General features: G+C 72.5%; 24 protein-coding genes and 1 pseudogene. 9 read left to right on the top strand and 16 right to left on the bottom strand.

Annotation, left to right across the window (positions count from 1 at the left end; translation table 11 throughout):
• The first annotated feature begins 26 nt into the window (after window positions 1-26).
• The 3 genes from C1A33_RS10470 to C1A33_RS10460 all read left to right on the top strand — a co-directional run bounded on the left by C1A33_RS10470 (window position 27) and on the right by C1A33_RS10460 (window position 4675).
• Window positions 27-1157 carry a DUF58 domain-containing protein gene (locus C1A33_RS10470; RefSeq protein ID WP_165818322.1) on the top strand — a complete coding sequence of 377 codons (1131 nt, stop codon included), beginning with the start codon at window positions 27-29 and terminating at the stop codon, window positions 1155-1157.
• Window positions 1154-3583: a transglutaminase domain-containing protein gene (locus tag C1A33_RS10465; RefSeq protein ID WP_101831317.1), complete on the top strand. Its 2430-nt coding sequence runs from the start codon at window positions 1154-1156 to the stop codon at window positions 3581-3583. The genes C1A33_RS10470 and C1A33_RS10465 overlap by 4 nt, the downstream gene beginning before the upstream one ends.
• 102 nt (window positions 3584-3685) lie before the next feature.
• Window positions 3686-4675, top strand: a complete 990-nt coding sequence (locus tag C1A33_RS10460) for an AAA family ATPase (protein WP_101831316.1) — start codon at window positions 3686-3688, stop codon at window positions 4673-4675.
• A 22-nt stretch (window positions 4676-4697) separates the two neighbouring features.
• Here C1A33_RS10460 and C1A33_RS10455 read toward each other — a convergent pair whose 3' ends face one another.
• The 4 genes from C1A33_RS10455 to C1A33_RS10440 form a co-directional block, all read right to left on the bottom strand.
• On the bottom strand, window positions 4698-5654 hold the full coding sequence (locus C1A33_RS10455) for a CATRA system-associated protein (protein ID WP_133150633.1): 957 nt from the start codon (window positions 5652-5654) through the stop codon (window positions 4698-4700).
• 83 nt (window positions 5655-5737) lie between these two features.
• Complete coding sequence (locus C1A33_RS10450) at window positions 5738-7270, bottom strand: CATRA conflict system CASPASE/TPR repeat-associated protein (protein WP_101831314.1); 1533 nt, start codon at window positions 7268-7270, stop codon at window positions 5738-5740.
• 184 nt (window positions 7271-7454) lie between these two features.
• A complete protein-coding gene (locus tag C1A33_RS10445) occupies window positions 7455-10892 on the bottom strand; it encodes a WD40 repeat domain-containing protein (protein WP_101831313.1) in 3438 nt (1145 codons plus the stop codon).
• A 298-nt stretch (window positions 10893-11190) separates the two neighbouring features.
• Window positions 11191-11631, bottom strand: coding sequence for a TIGR03618 family F420-dependent PPOX class oxidoreductase (locus C1A33_RS10440; RefSeq protein WP_101831312.1), 441 nt, complete (start codon window positions 11629-11631; stop codon window positions 11191-11193).
• 589 nt (window positions 11632-12220) lie between these two features.
• On the opposite strand from C1A33_RS10440, the gene C1A33_RS10435 reads away from it, so the two are divergent.
• On the top strand, window positions 12221-13111 hold the full coding sequence (locus tag C1A33_RS10435; protein ID WP_101831331.1) for a nuclease: 891 nt from the start codon (window positions 12221-12223) through the stop codon (window positions 13109-13111).
• A gap of 178 nt (window positions 13112-13289) precedes the next feature.
• Here the strand turns inward: C1A33_RS10435 and C1A33_RS36475 are convergent, their stop codons facing one another.
• From C1A33_RS36475 to C1A33_RS10430, 3 genes and pseudogenes are all read right to left on the bottom strand, one after another.
• A complete protein-coding gene (locus tag C1A33_RS36475; RefSeq protein WP_243407395.1) occupies window positions 13290-13643 on the bottom strand; it encodes a WD40 repeat domain-containing protein in 354 nt (117 codons plus the stop codon).
• 57 nt (window positions 13644-13700) lie between these two features.
• Window positions 13701-13946: pseudogene (locus C1A33_RS37875) on the bottom strand (WD40 repeat domain-containing protein); the annotation flags it as partial.
• 60 nt (window positions 13947-14006) lie between these two features.
• The gene (locus tag C1A33_RS10430) at window positions 14007-15257 is read right to left on the bottom strand and encodes an MFS transporter (RefSeq protein ID WP_165818321.1); all 1251 of its coding nucleotides are present in this window, start codon (window positions 15255-15257) and stop codon (window positions 14007-14009) included.
• Between the two features lie 213 nt (window positions 15258-15470).
• Here C1A33_RS10430 and C1A33_RS10425 point away from each other — a divergent pair, with 213 nt between their 5' ends.
• Window positions 15471-15848 carry a VOC family protein gene (locus C1A33_RS10425; protein WP_243407394.1) on the top strand — a complete coding sequence of 126 codons (378 nt, stop codon included), beginning with the start codon at window positions 15471-15473 and terminating at the stop codon, window positions 15846-15848.
• On the opposite strand, the gene C1A33_RS10420 is transcribed toward C1A33_RS10425, so the two are convergent.
• Window positions 15794-16027, bottom strand: a complete 234-nt coding sequence (locus C1A33_RS10420) for a response regulator transcription factor (RefSeq protein WP_101831329.1) — start codon at window positions 16025-16027, stop codon at window positions 15794-15796. The two genes, C1A33_RS10425 and C1A33_RS10420, sit on opposite strands and share 55 nt — an antisense overlap.
• 62 nt (window positions 16028-16089) lie before the next feature.
• Window positions 16090-16854 carry a metallophosphoesterase family protein gene (locus C1A33_RS10415; protein WP_101831310.1) on the bottom strand — a complete coding sequence of 255 codons (765 nt, stop codon included), beginning with the start codon at window positions 16852-16854 and terminating at the stop codon, window positions 16090-16092.
• 140 nt (window positions 16855-16994) lie between these two features.
• Here C1A33_RS10415 and C1A33_RS10410 point away from each other — a divergent pair, with 140 nt between their 5' ends.
• Window positions 16995-18230 (top strand): epoxide hydrolase family protein, encoded by a 1236-nt coding sequence (locus tag C1A33_RS10410; RefSeq protein WP_101831328.1) that lies wholly within the window; start codon window positions 16995-16997, stop codon window positions 18228-18230.
• A 106-nt stretch (window positions 18231-18336) separates the two neighbouring features.
• Window positions 18337-18567 carry a hypothetical protein gene (locus C1A33_RS10405; RefSeq protein ID WP_101831309.1) on the top strand — a complete coding sequence of 77 codons (231 nt, stop codon included), beginning with the start codon at window positions 18337-18339 and terminating at the stop codon, window positions 18565-18567.
• Window positions 18568-18797: 230 nt separating this feature from the next.
• On the opposite strand, the gene C1A33_RS10400 is transcribed toward C1A33_RS10405, so the two are convergent.
• Window positions 18798-19409: a TetR/AcrR family transcriptional regulator gene (locus C1A33_RS10400; protein WP_101831308.1), complete on the bottom strand. Its 612-nt coding sequence runs from the start codon at window positions 19407-19409 to the stop codon at window positions 18798-18800.
• 151 nt (window positions 19410-19560) lie between these two features.
• On the opposite strand from C1A33_RS10400, the gene C1A33_RS10395 reads away from it, so the two are divergent.
• Together C1A33_RS10395 and C1A33_RS37695 are read left to right on the top strand one after the other, a co-directional pair.
• A complete protein-coding gene (locus C1A33_RS10395) occupies window positions 19561-20337 on the top strand; it encodes a class I SAM-dependent methyltransferase (protein WP_207770247.1) in 777 nt (258 codons plus the stop codon).
• A gap of 51 nt (window positions 20338-20388) precedes the next feature.
• Entirely contained in the window at window positions 20389-20640 is a 252-nt protein-coding gene (locus C1A33_RS37695) for a hypothetical protein (protein ID WP_165818320.1), read from the top strand.
• A gap of 16 nt (window positions 20641-20656) precedes the next feature.
• Here C1A33_RS37695 and C1A33_RS10385 read toward each other — a convergent pair whose 3' ends face one another.
• The 6 genes from C1A33_RS10385 to C1A33_RS10360 form a co-directional block, all read right to left on the bottom strand.
• The gene (locus C1A33_RS10385; RefSeq protein WP_101831306.1) at window positions 20657-21016 is read right to left on the bottom strand and encodes a DUF6204 family protein; all 360 of its coding nucleotides are present in this window, start codon (window positions 21014-21016) and stop codon (window positions 20657-20659) included.
• Window positions 21017-21185: 169 nt separating this feature from the next.
• Window positions 21186-21968 carry a nucleoside/nucleotide kinase family protein gene (locus C1A33_RS10380; protein ID WP_480014317.1) on the bottom strand — a complete coding sequence of 261 codons (783 nt, stop codon included), beginning with the start codon at window positions 21966-21968 and terminating at the stop codon, window positions 21186-21188.
• Between the two features lie 11 nt (window positions 21969-21979).
• Window positions 21980-22327: a MerR family transcriptional regulator gene (locus C1A33_RS10375; RefSeq protein ID WP_101831305.1), complete on the bottom strand. Its 348-nt coding sequence runs from the start codon at window positions 22325-22327 to the stop codon at window positions 21980-21982.
• Between the two features lie 481 nt (window positions 22328-22808).
• Complete coding sequence (locus C1A33_RS10370) at window positions 22809-23006, bottom strand: DUF7489 domain-containing protein (protein WP_101831304.1); 198 nt, start codon at window positions 23004-23006, stop codon at window positions 22809-22811.
• 64 nt (window positions 23007-23070) lie between these two features.
• Window positions 23071-23880 (bottom strand): ABC transporter permease subunit, encoded by an 810-nt coding sequence (locus tag C1A33_RS10365; protein WP_101831303.1) that lies wholly within the window; start codon window positions 23878-23880, stop codon window positions 23071-23073.
• Complete coding sequence (locus C1A33_RS10360; protein ID WP_101831302.1) at window positions 23877-24767, bottom strand: ABC transporter ATP-binding protein; 891 nt, start codon at window positions 24765-24767, stop codon at window positions 23877-23879. Before C1A33_RS10360 ends, C1A33_RS10365 begins: the two co-directional genes overlap by 4 nt.

The raw sequence follows: 24767 nt of genomic DNA, 5'->3' as shown, positions 1-24767 counted from the left end.
TGGCATCGGGTTATCCGGAGGTCACGATGGCGGCCGCTGCGGCCGCTGCGGCACTGCTGGTCGCGGCCAGCCTGACGGTGGCACCGCACCTTCCGCTGACCGGGTCGATCGAGCTGACGCGCGCCGTCGTGACCCGAGGCGACGCCGTGTCGGCACGCCTGCGGGTCTCGCACCTCGCCCCAGGCCGGTGGACACGGCGGGGCGCCCGACCCGTCGCACTGTCGCTGCCGGGCACCGCCTGGGCTGGGCGCGCCCTCGTTCCACGGCACGACGAGGGCCCCGGCGTGGTGGAGGTGAGTGTGCGGACGACCCGACGCGGCCGGCATCGCATCGGCCCGCTGCGTCAGCACCGGCGCGACCCCTTCGGGCTGCTCGAGCGTTGCCGGGAGATCGGAGCGCCGGTGACCGTTCTGGTGGGCCCGCGCATCCTCCCCGTCCCCACGCCGATGCGTACCCGCGCGGCGCGCACGGACGCCGACGGCGGCACCTGGGGCCGGCTCGAGGGAGGACTGTCCTTCGCCGGGCTGCGTTCCTATCACCTCGGCGACGACGTCCGCCGCATCCACTGGCCGTCGACGTTGCGGGCGCGGGCCGCGACACCCGGCGCGCTGCTCGTCCGCCGTTTCACCGACGTACCCGATCCCGCGCTGACCCTCGTGCTCGACACCCGGGCAGCGTCGTGGATGGCGGCGGGCCCCCTTGCGTTCGAGGAGGCGGTCGACGTCGCGGCATCGCTGTCGGCACAGCTGCTGCGCGGCGGTGGCCGGATTCTTGTGATAGCCGGTGCCGCACAGTTGCGCTGTGACGGGCGGCGCGGCGACGTCGACCGGATGCTCGCCTGGTTGACCTTTCGAAAGATCGACCGCATCGAGGCCCGCGTCCCAGGGCGCGAAGGCCCGGGCGGGCGACTGCGGGGACTCGGTGCCATACCGGACGCGGCCACCGTGGTGGTGACCGGCCGTGGTCAGCGCGATTCCGATCCGGCGGTGCCGGGCTGGCTGCGCGGACACCGCGACGGCCGAGGACCTGTGCTGGTGCTGCGACTTGGCGCCGGCTCACCGGCGCGTACGAGCGACGCGGGGATGACGGTGCTGTCCGCACCCGGCGCATCGGCCGCGCTGCGGCTGTGGGCACAGTCGAGCGGGCAGGATCGATGACCGCCGCGTCGGTCGGCGGCGGGTGGCGCCTGGCGAGACGGCTCGCACTGGTAGTTGCCGCGGTGTGCGCCGCAGGTCTGGTCTTCCAGCGGGCCTTCCCCGACGAGGCCCTCGTCCCGGCCGTCGCCGCAGGTGCTGTGGGCGGACCGGCGGCGGCGCTTGTCGCCACGTGGCTGGCCCAAGGGGGCTTCCGCCCGCGGCCGACACGCTGGCAGGCGCGGGCGCTGCTCGCGGTTGCCGGCGCGATCGCTGCCGCCGCGATGTGGTTCGTGGCGGGATGGCTTGGGGTCCTGCACGCGCAGGCCCCACTCTGGGCGCCGTCCACCCGGCGCCTCTTGCTGACCGGACCGGTCGAGGGGCCGGGAAGGATCCTGGAGTCGACGCTCCCCGTGCGGCCCACCGCCTTGCTGGTGACCGTGCCCTATACCATCACCTGGCTGGCGGGTGCGTTCGCGATGGTGAGGGTGCGTGCGCCCGCCGCCTCCGGGCGTGCGCTCGCACCGGCAGGTCTGGTCGCCGCGGCCGCGGTCCTACTCGCGGTGCCGGGCCGGGCCGCCCTGGCACCCGCCACTGCCCTGCTCGGCGTCGGCGCGCTGTCCGCCGCCGGTGCGCCCACCGACCCGATGCGCCTGGCCGCCGCCCCCGGCTCTTGGGGCTGGCGGCCGCCCTCGCACGGCGTGCGCGGCGCTTCTCGGTCCCGGTGTACGCCGCGACTGCGCTCGGCAGCGGGGCCGCTGCTCGCCACCCTGCTCGCCACGATACCGGTGCTGCTCGCCGCGATCCTCGCCGGAACGGCCGCACGGACCGTGGACCACCACCCGCTCGATCCCCGTGCCGCCATCACCCCGCACACCCGCCAGTGGACCGATATCAGTCCGCTGAGCAAGGTCAGCGGCTGGTTGCGTGAGCCGCGGCGCTCTCTGTTCACCGTCCGGTCGCAGCGCGGCCCGCTCCCGGCCGACCCGCTGCGCCTCGCGGTGCTCGACCGCTATGACGGCCACGACTGGTCCACATCGGCGGCTCCGATGCCGGCCGGGCTCGGAGTTCCGCTGCCCCAGGACGGCCTCGACGCCGCCGATCGAGACAGGCTCGGTGCCCCGACGCGCATGCACGTTACTCTGGGTGGCCTCGATGGGCCGCTGATGCCGACCATGGGCCGCCTGGTCGGACTGGATGGCCCGGACCTGTCCGTCGACGTCGCCAGCGGCCTGCTGCTCTCGCGCGCGGGGCCTCGCCCCGGGCTGTCCTACCAGATGACGGTGCGTCCTGTGTCCGCCCCTAAGCAGTCGTTGGTGCGTGACGCCGTCGCGCCGCATCCGGTCAGCCCCGCGCCGGTGGACGCCTCGGGTCCGCTGGCGGCCAGTCTTGATGCGCTTGTCGTCGATGTGCGCCGTGGCGCCGGCTCCGGCTATCCCGCCGCGGTGAACCTGGCCGACACGCTGCGCGGCCGGTACGCCTACGACCCGATGGCCGGAGCCGGTCACAGCCCGGCCGACCTGGCCGCGTTCCTGGACGGAGCGCGGGCGGGGACGCCGGAGCAGTTCGCCGCCGTGTTCGCGCTTGCCGCCGACAGGCTCGGCATGCGGACGCGGCTCGTGGTGGGGTTTCGGGTCCAAGGCGGACCGGTGCTCACGGTACGCGGCGCTCAGGCCACGGTGTGGCCGGAGGTCGCCTTCGAGCGGTTCGGGTGGGTCGCGTTCGACCCAACCCCCCGCCGCGCCGCCGCCACCCCGATGTCCAGCGCCGCCGGCGCGGGTGGAACAGGCGGCAGGGGAGCAGGGAGCGGGGGCGCGTCCGGCTCGGCCGGCGCGGGAACCGCAGGCGGAGGCGGGGGCGGGGCCACGACGACGAGCCAACCCCCTGCCCCCGCGCCCCCACCGCCTGGACTTCGCCACCGCCTCCTCGTGATCGGGGGCGCAGCCTCCGCCGGTGTCCTCCTCTGCTACCTGGCGCTGGTCCTGCTGGTGCCAGGGATGATCCGGAGGGGGTGGCGGCGTCATCCCGACCCGCGTCGCCGCACCGGCGGCGCCTGGCTGGATCTGCTTGCCGAGCTGGACGACGGTGGGACGACGCTTGGTCCCGCCGCCGGTCGCCGCGACGTCGAAGCGGCCGTGCGCGCCCGAATCGGCGTCGGCGCGGAGCCGGCGGACGGGCGGGCGTTGCGCCGCCTGTCCGACCAGGCCGGTCTGGCCCTGTACGCACGGGCAACGCCGAGCATGCGGGCGGCGGGCGAGGCGTGGGCCGATGCCGACCGCCTGCGCCGCTCGCTGCGCCGCACGCGGCCGTGGCACCGGCGATGCGCGGATCGCCTGAGCCCGGGGCGCCTGCGCCGTCCCGGGCCGGGCGGCGGGTGCCTGGGCCCTGCCGGGCACGCGCGTGCTCTCGCCGCCGGACGGGCGCCCCGCCGGGTTCGCCTGCCGACCTGAGTCCCGCTCGCCCCACTGGGCGGCGCCTCGCCCAGAGCCGCCCGCCACAGCTCCCTCCCACCCGAGAGCCATCACCCGACGGATGCCAGGAAGGACCAGCGGATGGTCACCTCCTCACCCCCGGATCGTCCGGGACTGACCAGCACCGACTATCGCCATCTGTTCGACGACCTGGCCGACAACGTCGAGCAACGTGTGCGCGGCAAAGCCGAGGTGGTGCGCCTCGCGCTCACCTGCCTGCTGGCCCGAGGGCATCTGCTGTTGGAGGACGTGCCCGGCGTCGGCAAGACGCTGCTGGCACGGAGCATCGCCGAATCGGTCGGCCTGACCTTCGCCCGCGTCCAGTTCACCGCCGACCTGCTGCCCGCGGACATCACCGGCGCGGAGGTCTACGACCAGGCGCGCAACGTCTTCGAGTTCCGCGCGGGTCCGCTGTTCGCGAACGTGGTGCTGGCCGACGAGGTGAACCGGGCGTCGCCGAAGACCCAGTCGGCGCTTCTGGAGGCGATGGAGGAAGGGCAGGTCACCGTCGCAGGCACTCCTGTCGCGCTGCCCGACCCGTTCGTGGTGATCGCCACCCAGAACCCGGTGGAGATGGCGGGTACCTATCCGCTGCCCGAGGCGCAACTCGACCGGTTCCTGTTGCGGACGCGGCTGGAGTATCCGGATCCGGTCGCCGAGGTCAACATCCTGCGTGACCATCACGAAGGCCGGCACGGCGCGGCCCTGCCCGTGGCACTGCGTGCCGGGCAGATCCGCGCGTTGCTGGCGTTCACCCGCCGGGTCGAGGTGTCCGATCAGGTCCTGAGGTACATCGTGGAGGTGGTGGCGGCGACACGTGCCGCGCCGGGCGTCGCCCTGGGTGCGAGTCCCCGGGCCGGTGTGGCGCTGCTCCGGGCGGCGCGGGTGCGCGCCGCCGCGGACGGGCGAGGCTATGTCGACCCCGGCGACGTGAAGGACCTGGCGGTTCCGGTGCTCGCCCACCGGCTCATCCTCGACGCCGCCGGCATGGACGGTGGCGTGCTGGGCATGGAACGCAGCATCGTCGCGGACATCGTCCGCCGTGTGCGTATCCCGCGGGGATTCGGCTGATCCTCGGCCGGCCGAGGGGTGCTCAGCGCAGGGCGTCGACGATCGCGCCCCGCACGGTGTCATCCTCGCGACGAGCGCGGGCGATGCGCCGCCAGGCGTTGCGGGCGGAGCGGGAACCGACCGGTACCGATCGGCGAACCAGCGTGGCCTCGTCCGCACCCAGCAGCGTGGCCGGAAACGGTTCGGTGATCGTGAGGGTGACGGTGGCCTCGGTGGTGGCCACGTCCAGACCAGTGATCAACTCGTTGTCGGCGTTGCGCCACAGAGGAAGCAGGTAGGCATCGGCGCCTGCCGGCTGCGCGTCGGAATCGGCGTTATCGGCGGATTCACCCGCTGTGACGGTGACAGCGAGAACATCGCCGTCACGGCCGCGGGCCCCCACGGCGATGAGCAGATGCACGGCGGCCGGCCCGACCGACGTCTGGATCACCCGCATGCCTTCGACGAGGGATTCCGCCACCTGACCAGGCCGTGCGGCGTCCTCGGTCTCGGCCCAGGACACCCGGCCGCGGTGGAACGTCGACAGCGACCGAGTCTGTCGACCCGCGCGGCGCAGCAGCGTGGCGAGGGCTGCGAGAGGCTCCTCGGCGGCGGGGTTCGCGATGGCCCGGGCCCTGATCTCGCCGCCGGTCGGTGGTGCGTTGTCCTTGGGCTGGGATGCCGTGTCGTCCGCCGGAGGCTCGGGAATACCCGGACCGTGCTGCAGGACGTTGCGCAGGGCGCGCGGCGGTGGGTTCAGCGTGCCGTCATCAGGGCGACCGAATCGTTTGGCCTGCGAGCGGGCCACCCCGACGAGTTCGGCGAGGATCTCCTCGCGTTCGTTGCTGCCCGACGCGGGCCAGGAGCGCACAAGGTCGGTGATGCGATTCCACTGTTCGGCTGACAGCCGCCAGCGCTGCATGTCCTCGAGAAGCCGAGCGAGCTCGGCCTCTTGTGCCGGCGCAGGCGACCGCGCACGGTCCCCCCGGTGGTCCCCCATAGCTGCCAGCGTAGCGGTATCGAGCCGTTACGTCGGTGTCATGTCACCACAGGTAGGTTCCCGCATGCCGGCCGTGCCCTCGCTCACTCACCGGTCGCTCTGGGCTCGACGTCCCCGTGATCTGTGGTCAAGCCAAGCCCGTGGCGTGCGCCCAGCAGGTACAGGCGGGCGTTGTACGGGTAGCGGGCGAGAGCGGCGGCGAGCAGACGCCGGTACGGTTCGGGAACCGGGCCTCGGTCGAATTCGTGGAACATCTCCGTCCACCACGACAGGGGCGAGCCGTCGCCGTCGCCCACCCGCGGGTGCCGTGCGCGAGGAATCCCGAGCTCCTCGACCAGGTGACGGGCCTGCCCAGGGCTGAAGGCGGCCGCGAGTTCCGCGCGTAACGTCGCCCGGTCGTCGTCGGACAGTGCGAGGTCACGGGGCCATGGCAGCGCGCTGTCGGCCGCGGAGCTGGGAAGCGGGCTCCCCACGCGTTGGTGCGGGGGAGCATCACCGGGCGATCGGCCGGCCTGCATCGCGACCTCGAGTGTGGCGCTGACCTGGCGGGTCGCCGCGTCCAGGAAGATCAGGTCGGCGTCGAGCTGGTCGTCGACATGACTGGCGAGGGCTAGATCTTCGCCGAACACATCGTGCTCGCCGGGAGTCGTGCCGTCCGCCCGCAGCGCGCTGCGGGCGTTGCGGGCGGCGAGGCGGATGCTCTGGCGCCGCGTGGCCAGGCTCGCCGTCAGGGCCGCCAGGTCGACCGCGACCGTACGCACCTCGTCGACCGCGGTCGGGTCTGGGAGGGGCAGGTGGGCACGTACATGCCGCGCCGCCCGCTCGGCGCGTTCGAGTAGCTGGTGGGTCGCCACGCCGTCGCCCCAGCTCCGCAGCTGGTAGCGGATCTTGGCGGTTGCCGCCAGATAGGTCACCAGCGTCGGCATGGCCGCATCTGGGCGCGACCAGCTCCAACAGCTCAGTGCCTCGTCGTCGTCGGCCGCGGCGAGCACGAGCAGGGCGCGGTCGCGCCGGGTGTCGTCTGTCCGCCCGGTCTCCCACACCCCGAAGCCCTGACCGGTGGTGGTGCCCCGCGTCAGCCAGGAGCCTGTTCTTAGCGCGGGCGGCAAGGACGGCACGCATCGCCGGGCGGTGTCGGCGCTGGCGGGCACCGATACACGCGGGACGCGGCCGGGAACCCCCCACCGGCCCTGGTAGATCCAGGCCGTCCCAAGAAGGGCGTCGTCCCGGACGCCGCGCATGGACCACAGTTCGATGTCCAGGTCAGCCCAGGTCAACGGGGGCTCGGCGGCCGGTGGTGGGGCCACCATCACCGACAGGCACCACAGGTCATGGTCGCGGCGCAGCACCGCCTGGCGCACCTCCTCGGTGTGCGCGTCCGGTTTCTCCTGGGCGGCGAGGACGCCCTCGGGCGTAGACCACGGTGGCGGCATGGTCGACGCCAGCGTGGTGGGTAGGTCCTGGCCGGGCACGGGGTGGCCCATGCCCAGCCGTTCGCGGCAGTCCGCCCAGATGGCGCGCAGCGCGGCGTAGCCGTCGGCGGCGCGTGGCCCCTGCGTCGCCGTGAACAGGTGCACGACCAGTTCATGCCCAAACATCGTGCCAGTGGACGCCATGCCGCACGAATCGTCGCGGTAGCCATCTTCGCGGTGCGCGGCCATGACATCTATTGTCCGGGGTGAGCTCACGCGAGCCACCGCGGGGCTAACCGGCGATCTCCAACGATCAAGGCCTGCCCCTGAAGACGTCTTCCGTGACGGTTCCGATCCTCACAGATCGGGTGCCAGGTCCCGCTTGTCATCAATGGGTGCAGGTCTTCTGGTACGGCAGATCGGGCAGGTAGTCATGCCACTCCGACTCCCTGAGGCCGCGTCCGGCCCTAGCACAGGCCTCGACAAGTTCGTTGCCGACTTCGCTGGCGAGATCGGCGAGATTCCACAGGGTGCCGCCACCCACATCGCTGGTCACCAGTGTCGTGACCGCCCTCCCGCGTTCAACGGCCATGGGGGCATTGAGGCGCCGAGGACGTGCGGCGCGCCGCACGTCCCACACATCGATCGAACCATCGCGGCCACCGACGACGAGCACAGACCCGCCGACGGTGAACGTGAGTGAGGACAGGTTCGCGACTGCCGCCGAAAACGAAAACAGAGACATCGGACGGGTCGGATCGTCGACGCTCCACAGGGTGACGGTGCCGTTTGACCCGGCGGTGGCGAGGACCTGGCCGGCCGGGGAGATCCGGGCGAGCTGGGCACCCGGCGTACTCATCCGGGCCCGAAACACCGGACGGGCGGGATTCCGCGCGTCCCACACTACCGTGCCCTGATCCGCGACGGTGGCCATCAGCGAACCGTCGGGGCCGAAGGTGACGTCGGACAGCCCGACGGTATTGGATCCGCCTAACACTCCACTCAGCTTCGGCTGTGTATTCCCGGTGAGCGACCAGGTGCGCATCACCCCCTGGGTACCGCTGACCAGCACGGTCCCGTCGGGTGAGAAGGCAAGCACGGCAGCCTCAGTCCTGCCGGACACCTCGGGGCTCCCTGAGCCGCCAGGCGTGCCATTCGCTGGCCCTGGCAGCGGCACGGGCGAGTCAGGATGGCGCACGTCCCAGAGCCGGAACCCCGAGGCGTCGCCGATCGCGAGCACGGTGCCGGCCGGATTGAAGGCGACGCTCTGGACATATCCGCCCCGGTCGGGGTTGGAGCCGCGATGGACAGCCGTGCGCCGCCGCGGGTTGGACGGGTTGGTCACATCCCACAGCGTGACGGTGTCAACTGGGTCGGCGACCGCGGCCAGCGACCCATCGGCAGTGACGCCAACTCGGGTCAAATCCCCGGAAAGACGTGCCGCCCGTAATGCCGACCAGCGTCGCCTACCGGGCAGGCGCCACTCGGTGGCAGTGCCCTCATCGTCGCACACGACGAGAAGGCCGGAATCGGGAAAGGCGAGGCGCACAGCAGCCGCCTGGGCAGGAAGGGTCATGGCCTGCCTTGGCCTGACCGGATCACGAAGATCCCAGACGACGGTCGCCGCCTTTGCCGCAGCGCCGGTGCCGGTTGGCTTCCGAGAGACGGCCAGCATGGCGCCGTCTGGGCTCCACGCGAGGTCGGAGACTCCGGCACTCGACGGCGGTAGCGTGGCAGCGGGCGACGTCAAGGTCGGCAGACGCAGGTCCCACAGGCGGATGGTGGTGTCGTCATAGCCGACGGCGAGGAGCGCCGCGTGCGGGTCGAGAGCTAGCGTGACGGCCTTCTGATCGGCGGGCTGTGGCAACACGCCGATAATGCGTGGATGCGCGGGATCCGTGATGTCCCAGGCCCGCAGGGCTCCGCCGCTAACCAGGGCCAAGGTGGTGGCGTCGCCGTCGAGTCCGATCACGGCCTTGTCCACAGATGCGGAGGTAACCGCCGCCGGCAGGGAAAGGAGCCGGCGCGGATGATCGAGATCATGGGTGTCCCACAGCGCGGCGGCGCCGCCGTTCGAGACTGTCGCCAGGCGCCCGCCGTCGGCGTTGAAGCGGAGGTCGGTCGCCGGGCCGCCTAGCACGGTATGGCGCTGTGGGCGCGAAGGATCGCGCAGGTCCCACAGCCAGACGTGTCCGTCGAGGTTTGCGGCTAGCCGCGCGCCCGCTCCCAGCGCGAACGTGTTGACGCTGGTGTGGGATGGCAGCTCGCCGACCTGCCGCGGCCGGGAGGACGCGGTGTCCCAGACATGCACGCTGGTGCCGGAGCCAGTCAGCAACAGTCGGCGGGATGGATCGGCCGCGACGCGGTTCACGGCGCTGGGATGCCCGACCGTGGCACGTCGAGTCGGCGTGGCGTCGAGGAGTTCGCGCAGTGCCGCCAGGCTCGGCGGGCTGCCGTGGTCGAGCCTGGCCGCGGCGACCCCGAGCCGCAGGGCGGTGGTCGGGTCGTGACCGGCGAGACCGGCCGCCTGCTCCTGCAAGGTGCGTACCGTTGCCTGGCGCTGCGCGTCGACCGTGCGCCGGTGTGCGGCCTGCTCGCTCGAGGAGAGCACGCCGGTCAGCGTGCCCGCCGCCGTCGCGAGGATGACAACGACGGCGACCGGCCAGGCGAACGCGGGATTGACTGTGATGCGCGTGCGCCGCACTGCCTCGGCGACGGTCGCGGCGGCGTCGACGCGGATCTGGCGCCCGCCGGCCGCCGTGGGCGCACGGACGGCCAGGCGGGCATCATCGGCGTTGGCGGTGGGCACGATGACCCGGCTGACACCCGCCTCGGCTGCAGCACGCAGTTTGCGGGCTAGACTGCTCGGGGCGATCGGCCGCAGCTCGCGGCCGTCGGCGTCGAGGGCGGCGCTGAGCGCACATCGCCTGTCGAGGCGGCGCGGGCTGACGCGGCTGGTCCGCCAGCGCAGCCGGTGTAGCTCGACGAGTCCGACGGCCACAGCGCCGCCCAGGGAGCCGTCGGCCAAGTCGTTGACCGGTCGACCATCCTCGCCGAGGACGGCCCAGGTCACGCAGCTGCCTGTCCCGGCCAGCGGGGATCCTCGCCAGGCACGGCGCAAGGCGTCGGCGAACGGGGCGTCGGCGGCGAGGAAGGCCATGACCGGGTCGGGATGGAATCCGGCCGGGCCTGCGTCGAGGACCCGCAGGCACAGGAAGGCGCGGGCACCGGTGGTGGTGCGGTCGAACAGCACCGGGAGACGGATCATGCGGGTAACTCGTGGCTCCGTGCCCGCGAGCCGCCACGCGAGCAGCGTCAGCAGCCCCCGGTGCGGCAGTCCGGGAACGCCGTCGATCATCGCGACCGCCGTGGTCCTGGCGGCGCTGGGGTGGCCTGGACCGCCGATCGAGGGAAGGCAGGCGCGGGTCCAGTGCTCGGCCGCGTCCCGCAGCTGCGCGCGCGTGCCGGTCCCACACAGCGTCCTGATGACGGAGAGGATGGCGCTGGCAGCGGCGAGATCAACACTGTCGTCGTCCCGTTCGTCCTCGAGGGGGTCACGGGCGACACCGCGGTCCTCGCCGCCGCGCCACGGCCGGTGCGCCTCGGCGAGCGCGGCGTGCAACGGCGAGCCCGGGTCCAGGAGCCGGTCGAGGCGGTCACGGGCGTCGTCGTTGACGCGGGCAGCCGCGGCGAGTGCGGCCCATTCGTCCAGGCTTGTCGTCAGGTGGTGGTAGCGCTCTCGGCGCTGTGCGGCATCGCGGGCTGCGCGGCGCTGGACGACGGAGAAGTCCGCGCCGTCGGGCTCTGTGGGCAGTGGTGGCGTCATTGACGCCGCTCCGCGATGTCGGGCCGCGCTGCAGCCGGCACCCGGCGTGGTGCCAGGCTCCGACGATCGGCCTCATGGCTGTGTGTGGCCGGCGGCGCGCCAGCGGTATGGATCCCCCGATCCTCCATGAACGGAGAGGATACCCATCACAACGGATCTGCCACTCATGGTGGCGGCCGGTGGGCCACGCGTGTGGCCGAGCCAGCCGCTCGGGTCGCCGCGGTGCTCGGCCGGGACGGAGCCGGGTTCAGGGGCCGTAGACGCTCAGGGGCCGTAGACGCTCAGGGGCCGTAGACGCTCAGGGGCCGTAGACGCGGGTGGGGGTGAGCAGGACGGCGGTGCGGCGCTGTTCGCGCATGACGCGGTCGTAGGTGGGCCAGTCGTCGTGGGTGCCGCCGGCGGCGGTGAAGATCTCGCGCAGCAGCAGGCGGAGCCGTTCGGCGTCGACGTCGGGGTGGGCGTCGTCGGGGCCGATGAGTTCGGCGCTGCCCTCGACGGTGGCCCACCGCCAGCCCGAGCGCACGGTGGCCGCCGCGGCCGGCCGGGCTCGCAGGTGGGCGAGTTTGATCCCGCCGTAGGTGACGAACGCGACGGCCGGCTTCTCGGTGAGCGGATGGTCCATGAACGCGACGTTGACGACGGACGCCTGGATGCCGGCGTCGTCGGGCCGCTGTGTCGAGATGACGGCGAGGCCGCTCTCGGCGCGGCTGAGGGCGGCGGCGTCCTCGAACGTGGTCACGTCGTTGTCACCCTTCGTGGTGGCCGATCGTCTCGCTGATCATCTCCATGGTAGGGCGGACGGCCGGGCCGTGGGGTCCGGCCGGGGCGTGGGCAGCGTCATGCGTCGTCAGGCGGTGACGGTCGGGCGCGGTCGGTTGTCGTGTCGGGTGCGGGTGGCGGGGCCCGGACGGGCAGCTCTGCCTGCGCCAACGTGGCGGTGCCCGCCGGCCGGGGACGGGGGGAGGATCCCGGCGGGGCCGGCGTCGGGCAGGGCCTCGCCGGGCGGTGCACGGGCCCGCCGGTGGTGGGTCCCGGTCCTCGCGGGCTGCTCATCCCGGGCAGTTCCGCCAGCAGGCGCACCGGACCACCAGGGGGAGATCATCCGTACTGTGGCGTTCCGCGGAACGCGTCGGGCGCCGCGGCTCGGCCCCGCGCCACTCCGGTGGGCGCGCGGCGCGGGGATCGTCTGGGCTGTGGCGTTCCGCGGAACGCCTCGGGCGCGCGGCCTGACCCGGTTCGTGCCGGTGGGACCCGGATGATCCAGTGTTCATCGGGCGTTCATGGCGGGCGGTGGTATGGCGGTTATGGCGACCGGGAAGATACGGACCGTGCCATTGACGCTGATCATGGGAAGCTATCGGGTGGTCGGCGCGTCGCCGGACGGGGACTCGGTGCGGTTCTATCCGCGCGACCGGCAGGCCTTCCGCCGGGCCGGCATCGCCGTGAAGGCGAACGCGGCGGGTGGTGTGCAGCTGCGCCTGGACGCCATCGACGCCCTGGAGACCCACTACACCCCGCCGCACGCCCCGCACGAGTGGCACCAGCGGCCCGAGTTCGGTGCCGGCGCCGCCGACGCGCTGCTGCGCGAACTCGGTTTCACCGACGTCACCCGCACCACCGGCGGCACCGTCACCGCCGCCACCCCCACCCAGACCGACGGCTACATCCTCACCCGCTTCGCCGACAAGTACGGCCGCGCGGTGGCGATGGCGTTCGCCGGCGAACCGCCGACGGGCACCCGGGACGGCGGGTCGGTGTTCCTCGACGTCGAGGGCCTGCACCGCTCGGTCAACCACAGGCTGCTCGCCGCCGGCTGGGTGTACCCGACGTTCTACTCGAAGCTGTACGCCGACCTGCGCGCCGATCTCGCCGCGACCACCGAGGCCGCCCGGCGTGCCGCCACCGGCATCTGGAAGCTCGACGTCACCACCGCCGGATTCACCGTCTCCTCGCGCGCCGCGCTCACCGACGACCTTGTGGTCCTGCCGAAGCTGTTCCGCCGCCTCGCCGAGTACCTGACCCTCGACGAGTCCGGCGGCGTGGACCTGTCGGGCTTCCGCGACTTCCTCGCCACCCTCGACGACCGCCTGTTCACCGTCCCCGACGGCCAGGCCACCGCCCTGGACAGCCTCGTCACCGTCGCCACCGCGTCGGGCACCACCGGCCAGACCGTCACCCTCACCGTCCCCCCGGAACGCATCGTCTTCCTCGAGGGCTGAGTCCGCGGGCCAATTCGCCTGCCTGTCGGAAGGCTCTGTCCCGCCGAGTCGGTCAGCATTGCCCTGATCTGGGCCTTCTTGGCCTGGCTCGACGGCGCGCGCCCGGCCGGGGCGGTCCTGGCCGGCGGCGCGACGTTCGCCGGCGCGTACGGATGGCGGATGGCGACGCGGGTCCCGGCTACAGGCTCCACGTCCACAAGGTGCCATCCCAGTGTCCGGACAGGACGGTGGTACGGGCGTTGAGAGAGCAGATGCCCAGTGCTTCCGGGCCTGTGCCGGGGCCGGTGAGGCCTGGCCCGTAGAGGCGGGCGGTGGCCAGGTCCCAGAGGCGAATGGCGCCATCGTCGCTACCCGCGAGGGCCAGGTCCCTGCCATGCGCCGCGCCGATGGCGACGGTCTTGACCGCATTGCTGATCCGGCCGCCGAGGGAGACGCCGATGGGGGAGCTTTCGGTCAGCCTCCAGAGTCGGACGTCGCCATCCTCGCCGCCGGATATCGCGACGGTCTGTCCCCGCGCGGTCCCGATGGCCATGGCTCCGACCGCGGCGTCGTGGGCGCCGACAAGGCGGCCCCCGGCCCGGGTGCGCAGGTCCCAGAGCCGGACGGTGCCGTCCGCGCTGCCGGTGACGGCGATCGGCCGGTCCCCGACGGTGCCTGTCGCGATGCTTTTGACCTCCGCGTCGAGTCCATCGCGTCCAGGGCGTACGTCCTTCGAGGCCGTCGGTGACCTCGATCTGGCTTGCTCGAGCCTGAGTAGTCGTGATGCCGACCAGTCCGCTGGTGGGCCTGGTGTCAGGATCGCAGTCGTGGCGGCAGGTCTCTCGGCTGTTTCCATGTGTCGCGAGGTCCGGTGTGATGTGCGCCTGTCGGACAACTGTCCGCGGCGTGATCGTGATCAGGCTGTGACGCCGCTCTTGGTGTCCGGTGGCTCGGTGGGTATCCGGCTGGACCCCTGGCCGATCGCCTGCGCCAGGCCGGGGGAGAGCAGCACGATCAGGGCGAGCAGGGCGAGGACGACGGCCATCGCGGCGTGCAGGCCGATCAGGTCGGACAGGGCGCCGATGAGGACCGGGCCGGCGAGCCAGCCGATGTAGCCGCAGGTGGCGAAGGCGGCGAGGGCGGAGCCCGCGGTGGTCCCGACCCGCACGGCGGCGGAGACGCCGACGGGGAAGACGCAGGCCGTGCCGACACCGAGAGCCGCGAAGCCCGCGATGCCGGTGACGGTTCCCGCCGCGCTGGAGCCGGTCGCCAGAGCCACGGCGAACAGGCCGGCCGCGACGGCGGCCAGGGTTTGCACCACCCGGTCCGGTCCGAAGCGTGCGGTGGCGGTGTCGCCGACGAGCCGGGTCACGAGCATGGCGACGGCGAACAGGACGTAGCCGACCCCGGACACGCCGGCGGCGGCGCCGGTGACATCCTGCAGGTACAGGGCGCTCCAGTCGGCGGCCACGCCCTCGCACAGCATGGTGGCGAAGGCCATCGCGCACAGCGCCACCAGCGCCCGGGGGATCCGAACCCGCCGAAGCCCCTGAGCGGACCGCCACGGCCTGCGCGTCGCCGTCAGCTGTCGCGTCGCCGTCCGCGCGATCGCCGTGGGCGTGTCGGTGGCGGCGCCGCCGGCGTCGTCGTGCGGGAGCATGGCGCGTGTCGCCAGCACCATCACCGCGAGGCAGACTGCGCCGACGGCGGCGAACTGGACGTCGAGGGGGACGTCGAGCCCCGCGCCGGCCGAGCCGAGGCCGGCGCCGGCGAGCGCCCCACCGGCCCAGGCGGCGTGGGCGGTGGTCATGATCGGCCGGCCGTAGTGGCGTTCGACGACGGCGAGCTGGGCGTTGAGCGCCACGTCCGCGGCGGCGCCGGCCGCACCCCACAGGGCGAGAGCCGCGAACAGCCCGGTGACGGTCCCCGCGTGCGCGATCAGCACCCCGACGGCGCAGGTGAGAGCGAACGTGATCCGCAGGACGGCGCGGCTGCCGATGCGGTCAAGCAGCCGCCCGGTCAGCCAGATCGTGACCACGGCGCCGAACGGCGCGCCCAGCAACGCCAGCCCCAGCTGACCGTCGCTGGCCCCCAGGTGCTGCTTGACCCCGGGGATCCGCGGTGCCCAGGAGCCGACGAGCAGCCCGATGAGCACCATCGCGATCATGCTGGCGATCCGTGCCCGCCGCGGTGACGGCGTCCCGGCCGAGCGTTCGGCTTCGCTGCCAGCCACCGCCGTCCGCCGCGTCCCCCGATCCCGATCCCGATCCCGATCCATCCCACTGATGGTGAGCGATGGTAGCGGTCGGTGTCCGTCGAACGGTCCAGTCGGACGGTCCAACGGTCGCGGCGCCCGACCGAGAGAAGCACCATGAGGACGATGTCCCACGCATCCCGGAGCAGGAATGCCCTCCCTGGAACGGCGAGACTCGACCTGGACCGCGCACCCTCGACCCAGGTGCAGGTGAACCTGCTTGTCCTCTACGGTGCCCGCCTGGCGTCCTGCCGCGACTTCTACCGGAACCTGGGGCTGGTGTTCGAAGGTGAGCGCCACGGTGGCGGCCCCGAGCACTACGCCGCGGTACTGGCCGGGGGCACGGTCCTCGAGCTCTACCCGGCGGGCGCCGGCACGGCGACCGGGCGGACCAGGATTGGTCTGACAGTCCCCCTGGACAGCCTGCGGATCGCGCTGGAACCGGGCGATCACGTCCTGCGCGATCCCGAGGACCGCGTCGTCGACCTGCACGTCACGGCATGACACTGCGTCGAGCGGATGTCGGCGACGACCACATTGGGCTGATGCTCGGCGACCGCGGCCAGCAGCGCGCCGCCCTCGCCCACCGCCGCGCACACCTCATGGCCGTCGTCCTCGAGGAGCCGGGCCAGGCCGGCGCGGAACAGGGCCGAGTCCTCGGCGATCACCACCCGCGGGCTCATGCGTGGAAGGGACGCACCGGCGGCCGGTGCCACGGCCCTGTCGTCTCGACGGCCCTGTCGTGTCAGCCGATGCGGTGCACGTCCGGTAGCTGGTAGACGGCGAACGGGGCGCCGATGACGGGTGCGGCGACGTTGCGGACCGGCGTGCCGGCGGGCGTGACGCCGACTTCGGTGCCGTAATGCGCGTGGCCGTGCAGGGCGAGGGTGACCGGGTGCCGTGTGCCAGCGCCCTGCGTGTGGGACGCGGGTTCGTCGTCGATGGCCGCGCCGAGCAGGTAGCTGCCCAGGAACGGGTAGATCTCGAACGGCTCTCCGGCCAGCGTGTCCCTGCTCGGCGCGTAGTGCGTGAGCGCCACCCGCAGGTCGACGTCGAGCTGCCCCAACGCGTCGCGCAAGGTCTGGGCCGCCGTCTCGGCGTGGCACGCGAACGCCTTCATCTCCGGTTCACCGTGCGCGGCGACCGTGCGGCCGGCGAACCCGCCACCGAATCCCTTGGCGCCGGCGATCCCGACCTGTCTGCCGGCAATGTCGACGACGGTCGCGGTTCCCTCCAGCACGGTCACGCCGGCGTCGGTCAGCATGGCGGCGATCGCCGTTTCCTCGCCCCGGTCGTAGTCGTGATTGCCGAGGACGGCGATCACCGGCAGGTCAAGTCCGCCGAACACCTCGCACACCTGCGCGGCGGAGGGGATATCGCCTGCCTCGGTGAGGTCGCCGGCGAGAAGGAGGAGGTCGGCCACGTCGGCCGCGCGCTGGTACCGCGGCCGTAGCCGGGCGGCGGTACCAGGACGGACATGTAGATCTCCCACCGCCGCGATGCGCACCATGGCCCGATCATCCCGAAAGCACGCCCCCGGAACATTAGGTTTGGGGTGGACACGGTGGATCCGGTGACGTGTCAGCGAACCTGGCCCGTCACGGTCACGCCCAGCCGCCGCTCCTGCTGCCCGGTGAGGAGAACCCTGCGATGACCACCCCGCGTGCCTTCCCCCTCGAGCCCCGTCCGATCCAGGTCTCCGACGAGGTCCTCGCCGATCTGCGGGCCCGACTGGCGCGGACCCGTCCGCCGGTGGATGAGGGGAACGACGACTGGTCCTATGGTGTTCCGGCCGGCTATCTGCGCGGGCTGGTCGACTACTGGCATGACGGCTACGACTGGCGCACGGCCGAGGCCGCGATCAACGGCTACGAGCACTACGTCGTGCCGGTGGACGGTATCCCGGTGCATTTCCTGCGCCGCCCCGGCCGCGGCCCCCGGCCGATTCCGCTGATCCTCACCCACGGCTGGCCGTGGACGTTCTGGCACTGGTCGAAGGTGATCGACCCGCTCGCCGACCCGGCCGCGTTCGGCGGCGACCCCGCGGACGCGTTCGAGGTGATCGTGCCGTCCCTGCCCGGGTTCGGTTTCCCCGGCCCGCTCACCGGCTTTCCGGATGTGAACTTCTGGAAGGTCGCCGACCTGTGGCACACCCTGATGACCGACACCCTCGGCTATGAGAAGTACGCCGCCGGCGGCTGCGACATCGGCGCCCTGGTCACCAGCCAGCTCGGCCACAAGTACGCGGACGCGCTGTACGGGATCCACATCGGTTCCGGGCTGCCGCTGGATTTCTTCACCGGCCCCCGCGCCTGGGACTTCGCCCGAGGCCGGCCGCTGTCCGACGACCAGCCCGCCGCCATCCGCGCCCGGATCATCGAGCAGGACCGCCGCTGGGCGTCGCACCTCACCGTGCACATGCTCGACGGCGCCACCCTCGCCCACGGCCTGGCCGACTCACCCGCCGGACTGCTCGCCTGGCTGCTCGAACGGTGGAATGCCTGGAGCGACAACGGCGGCGACCTCGCCTCCGTCTTCACGAAGGACGATCTGCTCACCCACGCCACCATCTACTGGGTGACGGGCGCCATCGCCACGTCGATGCGCTACTACGCCAACGCCAACCGCTATCCCTGGACCCCCTCCCACGGCCGCACCCCGGTCGTGCAGGCCCCCACCGGTCTCACCTTCGTCACCTACGAGAACCCACCCGGCATCCACACCACGGACGAACGCGTCGCGGCGTTCACCTCCGGCCCGCAGGCCACGTGGTTCCACCACGTCAACGTGAGCGCCCACGACCACGGCGGCCACTTCATCCCCTGGGAGAACCCCGCCGCCTGGATCACCGACCTGCGCCGCACCTTCCACACCCGCAGGCCCTGATCGGCGTCGACATCGTTCCCGCGGGCCGCGGCGCGGCGCCCTGACACGGTAGCGCCAACGGGCGCGGCGGGCGGCGGTGTCGGGATCCGTCGGGCAGCATGGCCGGATGGACCCGGATCCGCTGCTGACCGTGACCCAGGTGGCGGACCGCATCCGCCTCACCGCGTCCTCCTGGCGTGCCCGTGTCGAGGAGGGCACCGCGCCGCCCCCCGATGATCCCGACGACGAACGCCCCGCCGACCGCCGTCGCCCCCGGTGGCGACGCTCGACCGTCGACGCCTGGAACGCGCAGCGGCGTGCCCGCGCACGGGCGCAGGCAGACGATCGGGCGCCGTGACCCTGCAGGCCGCACGCCACGTCCACAGCAAGGTCGTGATCAGGTTGTGGGGCGATGGTCGCTGGCGGTGCCGCGGCCGGCATGGGGGGCAGCGTTGTAGAACACCCGGCCGAGGTCGCGCCGGTGCAGCCGTGCCCGGGCCAGCCGTCCCAGGCACAGATCAAGGGGCTGCGCCGCGCCGCCCGCGAGCGGTGTGCTCGCACGGACAGTGATCGCGGCCCATGGGCGGCCTAGCGAGGCCGCCGGTGGATGGCGTCGGCGAGCACCGTGGTCACCAGTCTGGTGATGGTTGCCGCGGGTGGTGGGTCGGAGGCGCTGGAAGCGCGGTCGGCGAGCAGGAGGTGTACGCCGCCGACCAGGGAGAGGGTGAGGGAGTCGAGGTCGGCGTCGGCGGCGATGCGGCCCGCGGCGCGCTCGTCGGCCAGGTAGGCGCGGACGGTGGCCGTGACCTGGGCGAGGATCGCGATGCCGCCGTCCGGCCTGGCCTGGCGTAGCCGCGCGCGCAGCTCGTCGCGGAAGGTGATGAGCGGGATGATCGCGAGGGGAACCGGGCCGAACAGGGTGGTGAGCGCGCCGACGAGGTTGTCGGCCACGGTGGCGGTGCCGACGGTCTCGCGCAGCGCGTGCGCGCGGGTCTCGAGCTGCGCGGCCCGGTCGAGCACGAGCTCGGTGAGGAAGGCATCGAAGTCGGCGAAGTGACGATGGAGAACGCCTTTGGCGCAGGCCGCCTCGTCGGTGACGGCCCGGCTGGTCAGCCCGCTCGGGCCGTCTCGCAGCAGCACGCGTTCGGCGGCGTCGAACAGCTGCTGCCGCACGTCGCGCAGGTGAACCCCGGTCGGCACGGACTGATCCTCTCGTGCGCCAGGCCCCGGGGCATCCGTAGGCAAGTGGGCAATCGCCCACTAAGGTGGGCGCATGCCCACTCTACCGCGAGAGCACGAGCAGCCGGAGCCGGCGCGACCACGCCAGGCCCGACCGCACCAGGCTCGGCAGATGGCCGAGTCCTTCGGCACGGACGCGCACCGCTACGACCGGGCCCGGCCGGGATACCCCGAGGATCTGGTGGCGCGAGTCGTCGCCAGGAGTCCGGGGCCGGGCGTGCTCGATGTCGGCGCCGGCACGGGCATCGCGGCCCGCCAGTTCCAGGCCGCCGGCTGCACCGTGCTCGGTGTCGAGCCGGACACGCGGATGGCAGAGGCCGCCCGCGCCCGCGGCCTGCGGGTCGAGGTGTCGACGTTCGAAGCCTGGGAACCGGCCGGACGGACGTTCGACGCGGTGATCGCCGCCCAGTCGTGGCACTGGGTGGACCCGGTCGCCGGGGCCGTGAAGGCGGCCCAGGTGCTGCGCCCCCGCGGCCTCCTGGCGATCTTCGGGCACGTGTTCGAGCCGCCCGCCGAGGTGGCCGAGCCGTTCGCGGCCGCCTACCGGCGGGTGGTGCCCGACTCCCCGTTCGGCGATCAGCCGCCGCGACGTCCGCTGGAGATGTACCAGGCGGTGTACGCGACGATCGCCGAGCGGATCCGCGAGACCGGGCGGTTCGACGGTCCGGAGCAGTGGCGATTCGACTGGGAGCGGCCGTACACCCGCGACGAGTGGCTGGACCTGCTTCCCACCACCGGTGGCCTCACCCGCCTTCGCGCCGATCAGCTGGCCGAGATCCTGGGCGCGGTCGGCCGTGCCCTCGACGCCCTCGGCGGCCGCTTCACGATGCACTACACCACCCTGGCGACCACCGCCGTCCGCGCCGACGCCGGCCGCGCGGTTGGGTGAACCCCGGCCGCGAGGCTGCCGCGGCAAGACAACCGCGGCTCACCGAAGAGGGTGACGTCGCGTCGGAGCGCGTGGCGCAGCGACTCGGCGGGGCTGACCTGCCTGGAGGAACACACTGAGATCCCACAGGCCGCACAGTTCGTCGCGCAGGAGGAAGACACCGTCGACGAGGAGCGCCGCGTCGTGCGCCGCCTCGAGGGCGGGACAGGTGAGCGGGACGTCGCGGAGATGGTCGAAAGCCGCTATGCGGTAGCGCCGGTCTCCCATGGGGCCCAGCGGGTCGAGCAGCAGGCCAGGCGGTGAGAATGCGGCTGAAGGATCAGACGTTCTTCTGGGCCGCAGCGCGGCGCTGCCGTTTGCCCAGCGGTGCCTGGGAGAGGTCCTCGGCCTGGGACCGCAGGTTCTTGTAGCCGTAGCCGCGCCCGGTCAGCCACGCCTTCGCCGCCTCCTCAGCGCGTTCGGATGCCTCCAGGATGTCCTCCTCTTCCTCCCCGGAATCCAGGAATCGGAAGGTGAAGGCGGATCGCGCTGTCAGGTCGTAACTGAGGTGCCCCTCGCGTGTGAAGGCAGCGCGCAGGACGTCGTGCTCTGCGGCACGGGCCAGGAGCTGGGCCCGCTGATCGGTGCTGAGTCCGTCGAAGACGCCGCGGACCGTGATACGGAAAGTGCGAGTACTCATCCCATGACCCTAACCAGCAAGATCGACGGACTCCACCGTGATTCCGGCGGGAAACGACGCGGTACTGCTCTCGACCATGTGGGCGCAGGCGCGTCCGGGGCCGTGGACGACGCCACCAGGCGGGGAGCGGCGGCCCAGGCGCGCGGGCCCTGGCAGCCGTGTGTCGGCGTCACGCCGGTATGACTCCGGATCCGCCTGTCGGCCAGCGCAGAATGCGGGGTGTATCTGGTCGCTCGTGGTCGATCAGCACGTCGGCGTGGTCGGCGGGCGCGGCGATGGCCCGGTAGAGCTGCTGGCCGGGCAGGTAGCGTGCCTCGTAGCGTTCGCGGACGGCGGCGGGGGAACCGAACAGGGCGGTGTCGCGTCGCAATGCGCGGCGCAGCGACTCGGCGGGGCTGATCTGGAGATACACGGTCAGGTCCCAGCAGCTTCGCAGGTCGTCGCGTTGGAGGAAGACGCCGTCGACGAGGAGGATCGCGTCGTGGGCCGCCAGGTGGGCGGGCTGTTCGAGTGGGCGGTCGTGGACGTGGTCGAAGGCGGCCGTGCGGTGGTACCGGTCGCCGGCGGGACCCAGCGGGTCCAGTAGGAGGCGTCGCAGCGCGGCATAGTCGAACGCGTCGTGGAAGTATCCCTGTGGGGACAGCGACCCGCGGCGTCGGCGCACGGCCCGGGGCTGGTGAAAGCCGTCGACGCTGGCGCGGATGACCGGCCGGTCCCGACCCGCCAGCGCGTGGGCGAGTTCGTCCGCCAGGGTTGTCTTGCCGGCAGCGTCGGGGCCGTCGATCGCGACACGCAGCACCCGGTCCGGGCACGCGCGAAGCAGTAGACCGGCAAGCGCGGGGATCGGCTTCAGGGGAATATGTCGGACCTTCCGTGGCTGCGGGCTGCCGGCTTGACCACTTCCGCCGCCGTAGCCCGGGGTGGGCCCCGCCCCGGTCAGGTCGATCGTCACGGGTGTGGGGGTCAGGACGGTCCGTCGGGTGGCGGCTCGGATGTCCGCCGACGGAGTTGTTCGTTGAGCTGTTGGGCTTCGGCGAGTTGGTCTTCGAGGATGACGATGCGGCAGGCGGCGTCGATCGCGGTGCCCTGGTCGACGAGTTCGCGGACCCGGCCGGCGATGCGTAGCTGGTAGCGGGAGTAGCGGCGGTGGCCGCCTTCGGAGCGCAGGGGGGTGATCAGGCGGGCTTCGCCGAGGGCACGCAGGAAGGCGGGGGTGGTGCCGAGGATGTCGGCCGCGCGGCCCATGGTGTAGGCGGGATAGTCGTCGTCGTCGAGGCTGTCGGCTGGTCTGCGGGTTGTTTCAGGGGTCATCGCGCCTCTCGGGGCGTGCGAAGGGGCCCTGGTGCCTACTCGCACCAGGGCCCCGAGGGTTAACACCATCTGCCGGCCAGATGCGCCGGCTTCCTGATTCCGCGTATGCGCCCGTAACGGCAGGCGCGCGCAGATCGCATATGCGTGACCGGGGACCACCTTCCAATCGGGGCCTGCGGTGACCGAGCGACCTGGGCTGTCGCTCAGGCGATCCTGATGGCGTCCACTCCTCTCCGTGTGCGCTACCTGGCGGGGGGTACTGCTGGTGGTGCTCGGCTGCCTGTCCGGGCGGCCGTCCTGCTCGCGCCAGTTCATGTCTGCCGCGATCTCGGACTCTCTTGGCTACGAGAAGAACTCTACCCGGAGCGGCGCCCGATGTCTACTGCGGCGGCTACAGATTTTTCTGCGCGGAGCAGAGAGGTCTGCTGCTGCGCCCGGTCGCGTCCTGGACCACCCGGGCACGCTGGCGGAGCACGGCTAGCTAGCCCCTGACCGGGTCCTGTCCGGACTGCTTCAGGACCGTGTCGCCGACCGCGACGCTGTTCCACACGGGGCGGCTGACCCGGACCGTGATGATGGTGCCGTCGCGCAGACGAATCTTGAGGCGCCGGTACATGTTCGAGCCGTCCAGCAGGCCGCGCGACTTCCTGACCACGGTGCCTTCCCAGGCGTCGTTCATGTGCACGCTCCTTTCGCGTGTTGGGTTCTTCCGGGGGCGGGCGAGAAAGAGGTGAGCGCCACGGTCACGAGATGTCCTTGCGGCGCAGCCGGATCAGCCCGGCGGCGATCAGGGCCACCACCCAGACCAGGACGACGACGCCGACCTGGGCCCAACGGTGGGCGTTCATGTGTCCGCCGAGCAGGTTCTCGGTGGCCTTGGCCGGGTCGAGCCACGGCTGCACGCCGTGCAGAGCGGCGATGCCACCGCCCAGGGCGGCCCAGGCGATCGGGATGACGAAGTTGGCCACGATCGCGGCCGGGCTGTGGAGCAGAAGCAGGCCGAAACCCATGCCGGAGAGCTGGGACAGCAGTTGCACGGACACGCTCGCGACCAGGACGACACCGGCCTGGCGCCATTCGCCGACCGTCGGGTGCGTTCCGGCGAGCTGCGTGGCCAGGGCGGACAGGACGATCCCGAGCACGGCGACGGCGACGGCCAGCGCGGCGCCGGCGGCCAGTTTGGCCGCGATCACCCGGCCGCGTCGCGGCGTGAGGACGAAGGTCTGCAAAGCGGTGCGCTGGGACCACTCGCTGGTGACCAGCAGGATGCTGACGATCGGCAGCAGGACGGCCATGGCGCCCTGGATGGACGAGGCACTCCGAGGAAACGTGTGGTCGTCCGGGTCACCGGTGAACATGGCGACGAAGGTCATGGCGACGCCGATGATCGCGACCCCGGCGAGCAGCCAGCGTCCGGCACGGGTGTCGACGCTCTTACGCAGCTCGATGCGCACGAGCCGACCGAACCCGGCGGAGGTGCGCCGCCGGGCCAGCGCCGGGGCGGGGACGGTGGACCGGCCCGCTTCTGAGGTGAACAGGATCTTCTCGCTCACGCGACACGCTCCGCAGGGCTGGTGAGGGACAGGAACAGCTCTTCCAGACCTGCGGCGTCGGGCTCACGCAGTTCCAGAAGCACGACCCGGTGCGCCAGGGCCGCGCGGGCGACGGACTCGGCCGGCGCGTCCACCACAAACCTCCCGTCCCCCCGGCGCCGGTGCCGCAGGCCGGCGGCGGTCAGGGCTCGGGTGAGCGCCTCGGCGTCGGTGGCCCGGGCCTGGACCCCGGTCGTCGACAACAGGTCCGCGGTGCCGCCCCGCACGGCGATCCGACCCCCGGCGATGATGACCAGCTGGTCGGCGACGGCCTGCACCTCGCCGAGCAGGTGGGAGGACAACAGCACGGTCCCGCCGCGGTCGGCGAAGCGTCGCAGCAGCTCACGCATCCAGTGGATGCCGGCCGGGTCGAGGCCGTTGGCCGGCTCGTCGAGGATCAGCACCTGCGGGTCGCCGAGCAACGCCATCCCGATGCCAAGGCGTTGGCGCATGCCGAGGGAGTACCTGCCGACCCGCCGGCGAGCCGCGGCGGCGTCGAGCCCCACCAGGGTGAGGATCCCCTCCACCTCGCGGCGCTCGACGCCGATGGTGTCCGCGGCCAGTGTCAGCGTCTCCCTGCCGGTCCGGCCGGGGTGCTGGGCCGAGGCGTCCAGCAGGACCCCGACGCGGCGCCCGGGCTGGTCGAGGTCGCGGAAGGGGACGCCGAGCACGCTCGCGGTCCCAGAGGTCGGCGCGGCCAGGCCGCACAGCATCCGCAGGGTGGTCGACTTGCCGGCGCCGTTCGGGCCCAGAAAACCGGTCACCGTGCCGGGACGGCAGGTGAACGACACGTCGCTCACCGCGGCGGCGGCGCCGTAGCGCTTGGTCAGGCGGTCGATGACGATCAT

Source organism: Frankia canadensis (assembly GCF_900197875.1).
Lineage (GTDB): Bacteria > Actinomycetota > Actinomycetes > Frankiales > Frankiaceae > Frankia > Frankia canadensis.
The sequence above is the reverse complement of the archived record's forward strand: the minus strand, read 5'-3'. Positions and strand labels throughout refer to the sequence as shown.

Bases quoted from the DNA above. Each gene is read 5' to 3' on its own strand.
- C1A33_RS10470 (WP_165818322.1), top strand. From the start codon at position 27: ATGGCGGCCGCTGCGGCCGCTGCGGCACTGCTGGTCGCGGCCAGCCTG.
- C1A33_RS10465 (WP_101831317.1), top strand. From the start codon at position 1,154: ATGACCGCCGCGTCGGTCGGCGGCGGGTGGCGCCTGGCGAGACGGCTC.
- C1A33_RS10460 (WP_101831316.1), top strand. From the start codon at position 3,686: ATGGTCACCTCCTCACCCCCGGATCGTCCGGGACTGACCAGCACCGAC.
- C1A33_RS10455 (WP_133150633.1), bottom strand. From the start codon at position 5,654: ATGGGGGACCACCGGGGGGACCGTGCGCGGTCGCCTGCGCCGGCACAA.
- C1A33_RS10450 (WP_101831314.1), bottom strand. From the start codon at position 7,270: ATGGCGTCCACTGGCACGATGTTTGGGCATGAACTGGTCGTGCACCTG.
- C1A33_RS10445 (WP_101831313.1), bottom strand. From the start codon at position 10,892: ATGACGCCACCACTGCCCACAGAGCCCGACGGCGCGGACTTCTCCGTC.
- C1A33_RS36475 (WP_243407395.1), bottom strand. From the start codon at position 13,643: ATGGCCATCGGGACCGCGCGGGGACAGACCGTCGCGATATCCGGCGGC.
- C1A33_RS10430 (WP_165818321.1), bottom strand. From the start codon at position 15,257: ATGATCGCGATGGTGCTCATCGGGCTGCTCGTCGGCTCCTGGGCACCG.
- C1A33_RS10425 (WP_243407394.1), top strand. From the start codon at position 15,471: ATGTCCCACGCATCCCGGAGCAGGAATGCCCTCCCTGGAACGGCGAGA.
- C1A33_RS10420 (WP_101831329.1), bottom strand. From the start codon at position 16,027: ATGAGCCCGCGGGTGGTGATCGCCGAGGACTCGGCCCTGTTCCGCGCC.
- C1A33_RS10415 (WP_101831310.1), bottom strand. From the start codon at position 16,854: ATGGTGCGCATCGCGGCGGTGGGAGATCTACATGTCCGTCCTGGTACC.
- C1A33_RS10410 (WP_101831328.1), top strand. From the start codon at position 16,995: ATGACCACCCCGCGTGCCTTCCCCCTCGAGCCCCGTCCGATCCAGGTC.
- C1A33_RS10405 (WP_101831309.1), top strand. From the start codon at position 18,337: ATGGACCCGGATCCGCTGCTGACCGTGACCCAGGTGGCGGACCGCATC.
- C1A33_RS10395 (WP_207770247.1), top strand. From the start codon at position 19,561: ATGGCCGAGTCCTTCGGCACGGACGCGCACCGCTACGACCGGGCCCGG.
- C1A33_RS10385 (WP_101831306.1), bottom strand. From the start codon at position 21,016: ATGAGTACTCGCACTTTCCGTATCACGGTCCGCGGCGTCTTCGACGGA.
- C1A33_RS10375 (WP_101831305.1), bottom strand. From the start codon at position 22,327: ATGACCCCTGAAACAACCCGCAGACCAGCCGACAGCCTCGACGACGAC.
- C1A33_RS10370 (WP_101831304.1), bottom strand. From the start codon at position 23,006: ATGAACGACGCCTGGGAAGGCACCGTGGTCAGGAAGTCGCGCGGCCTG.
- C1A33_RS10360 (WP_101831302.1), bottom strand. From the start codon at position 24,767: ATGATCGTCATCGACCGCCTGACCAAGCGCTACGGCGCCGCCGCCGCG.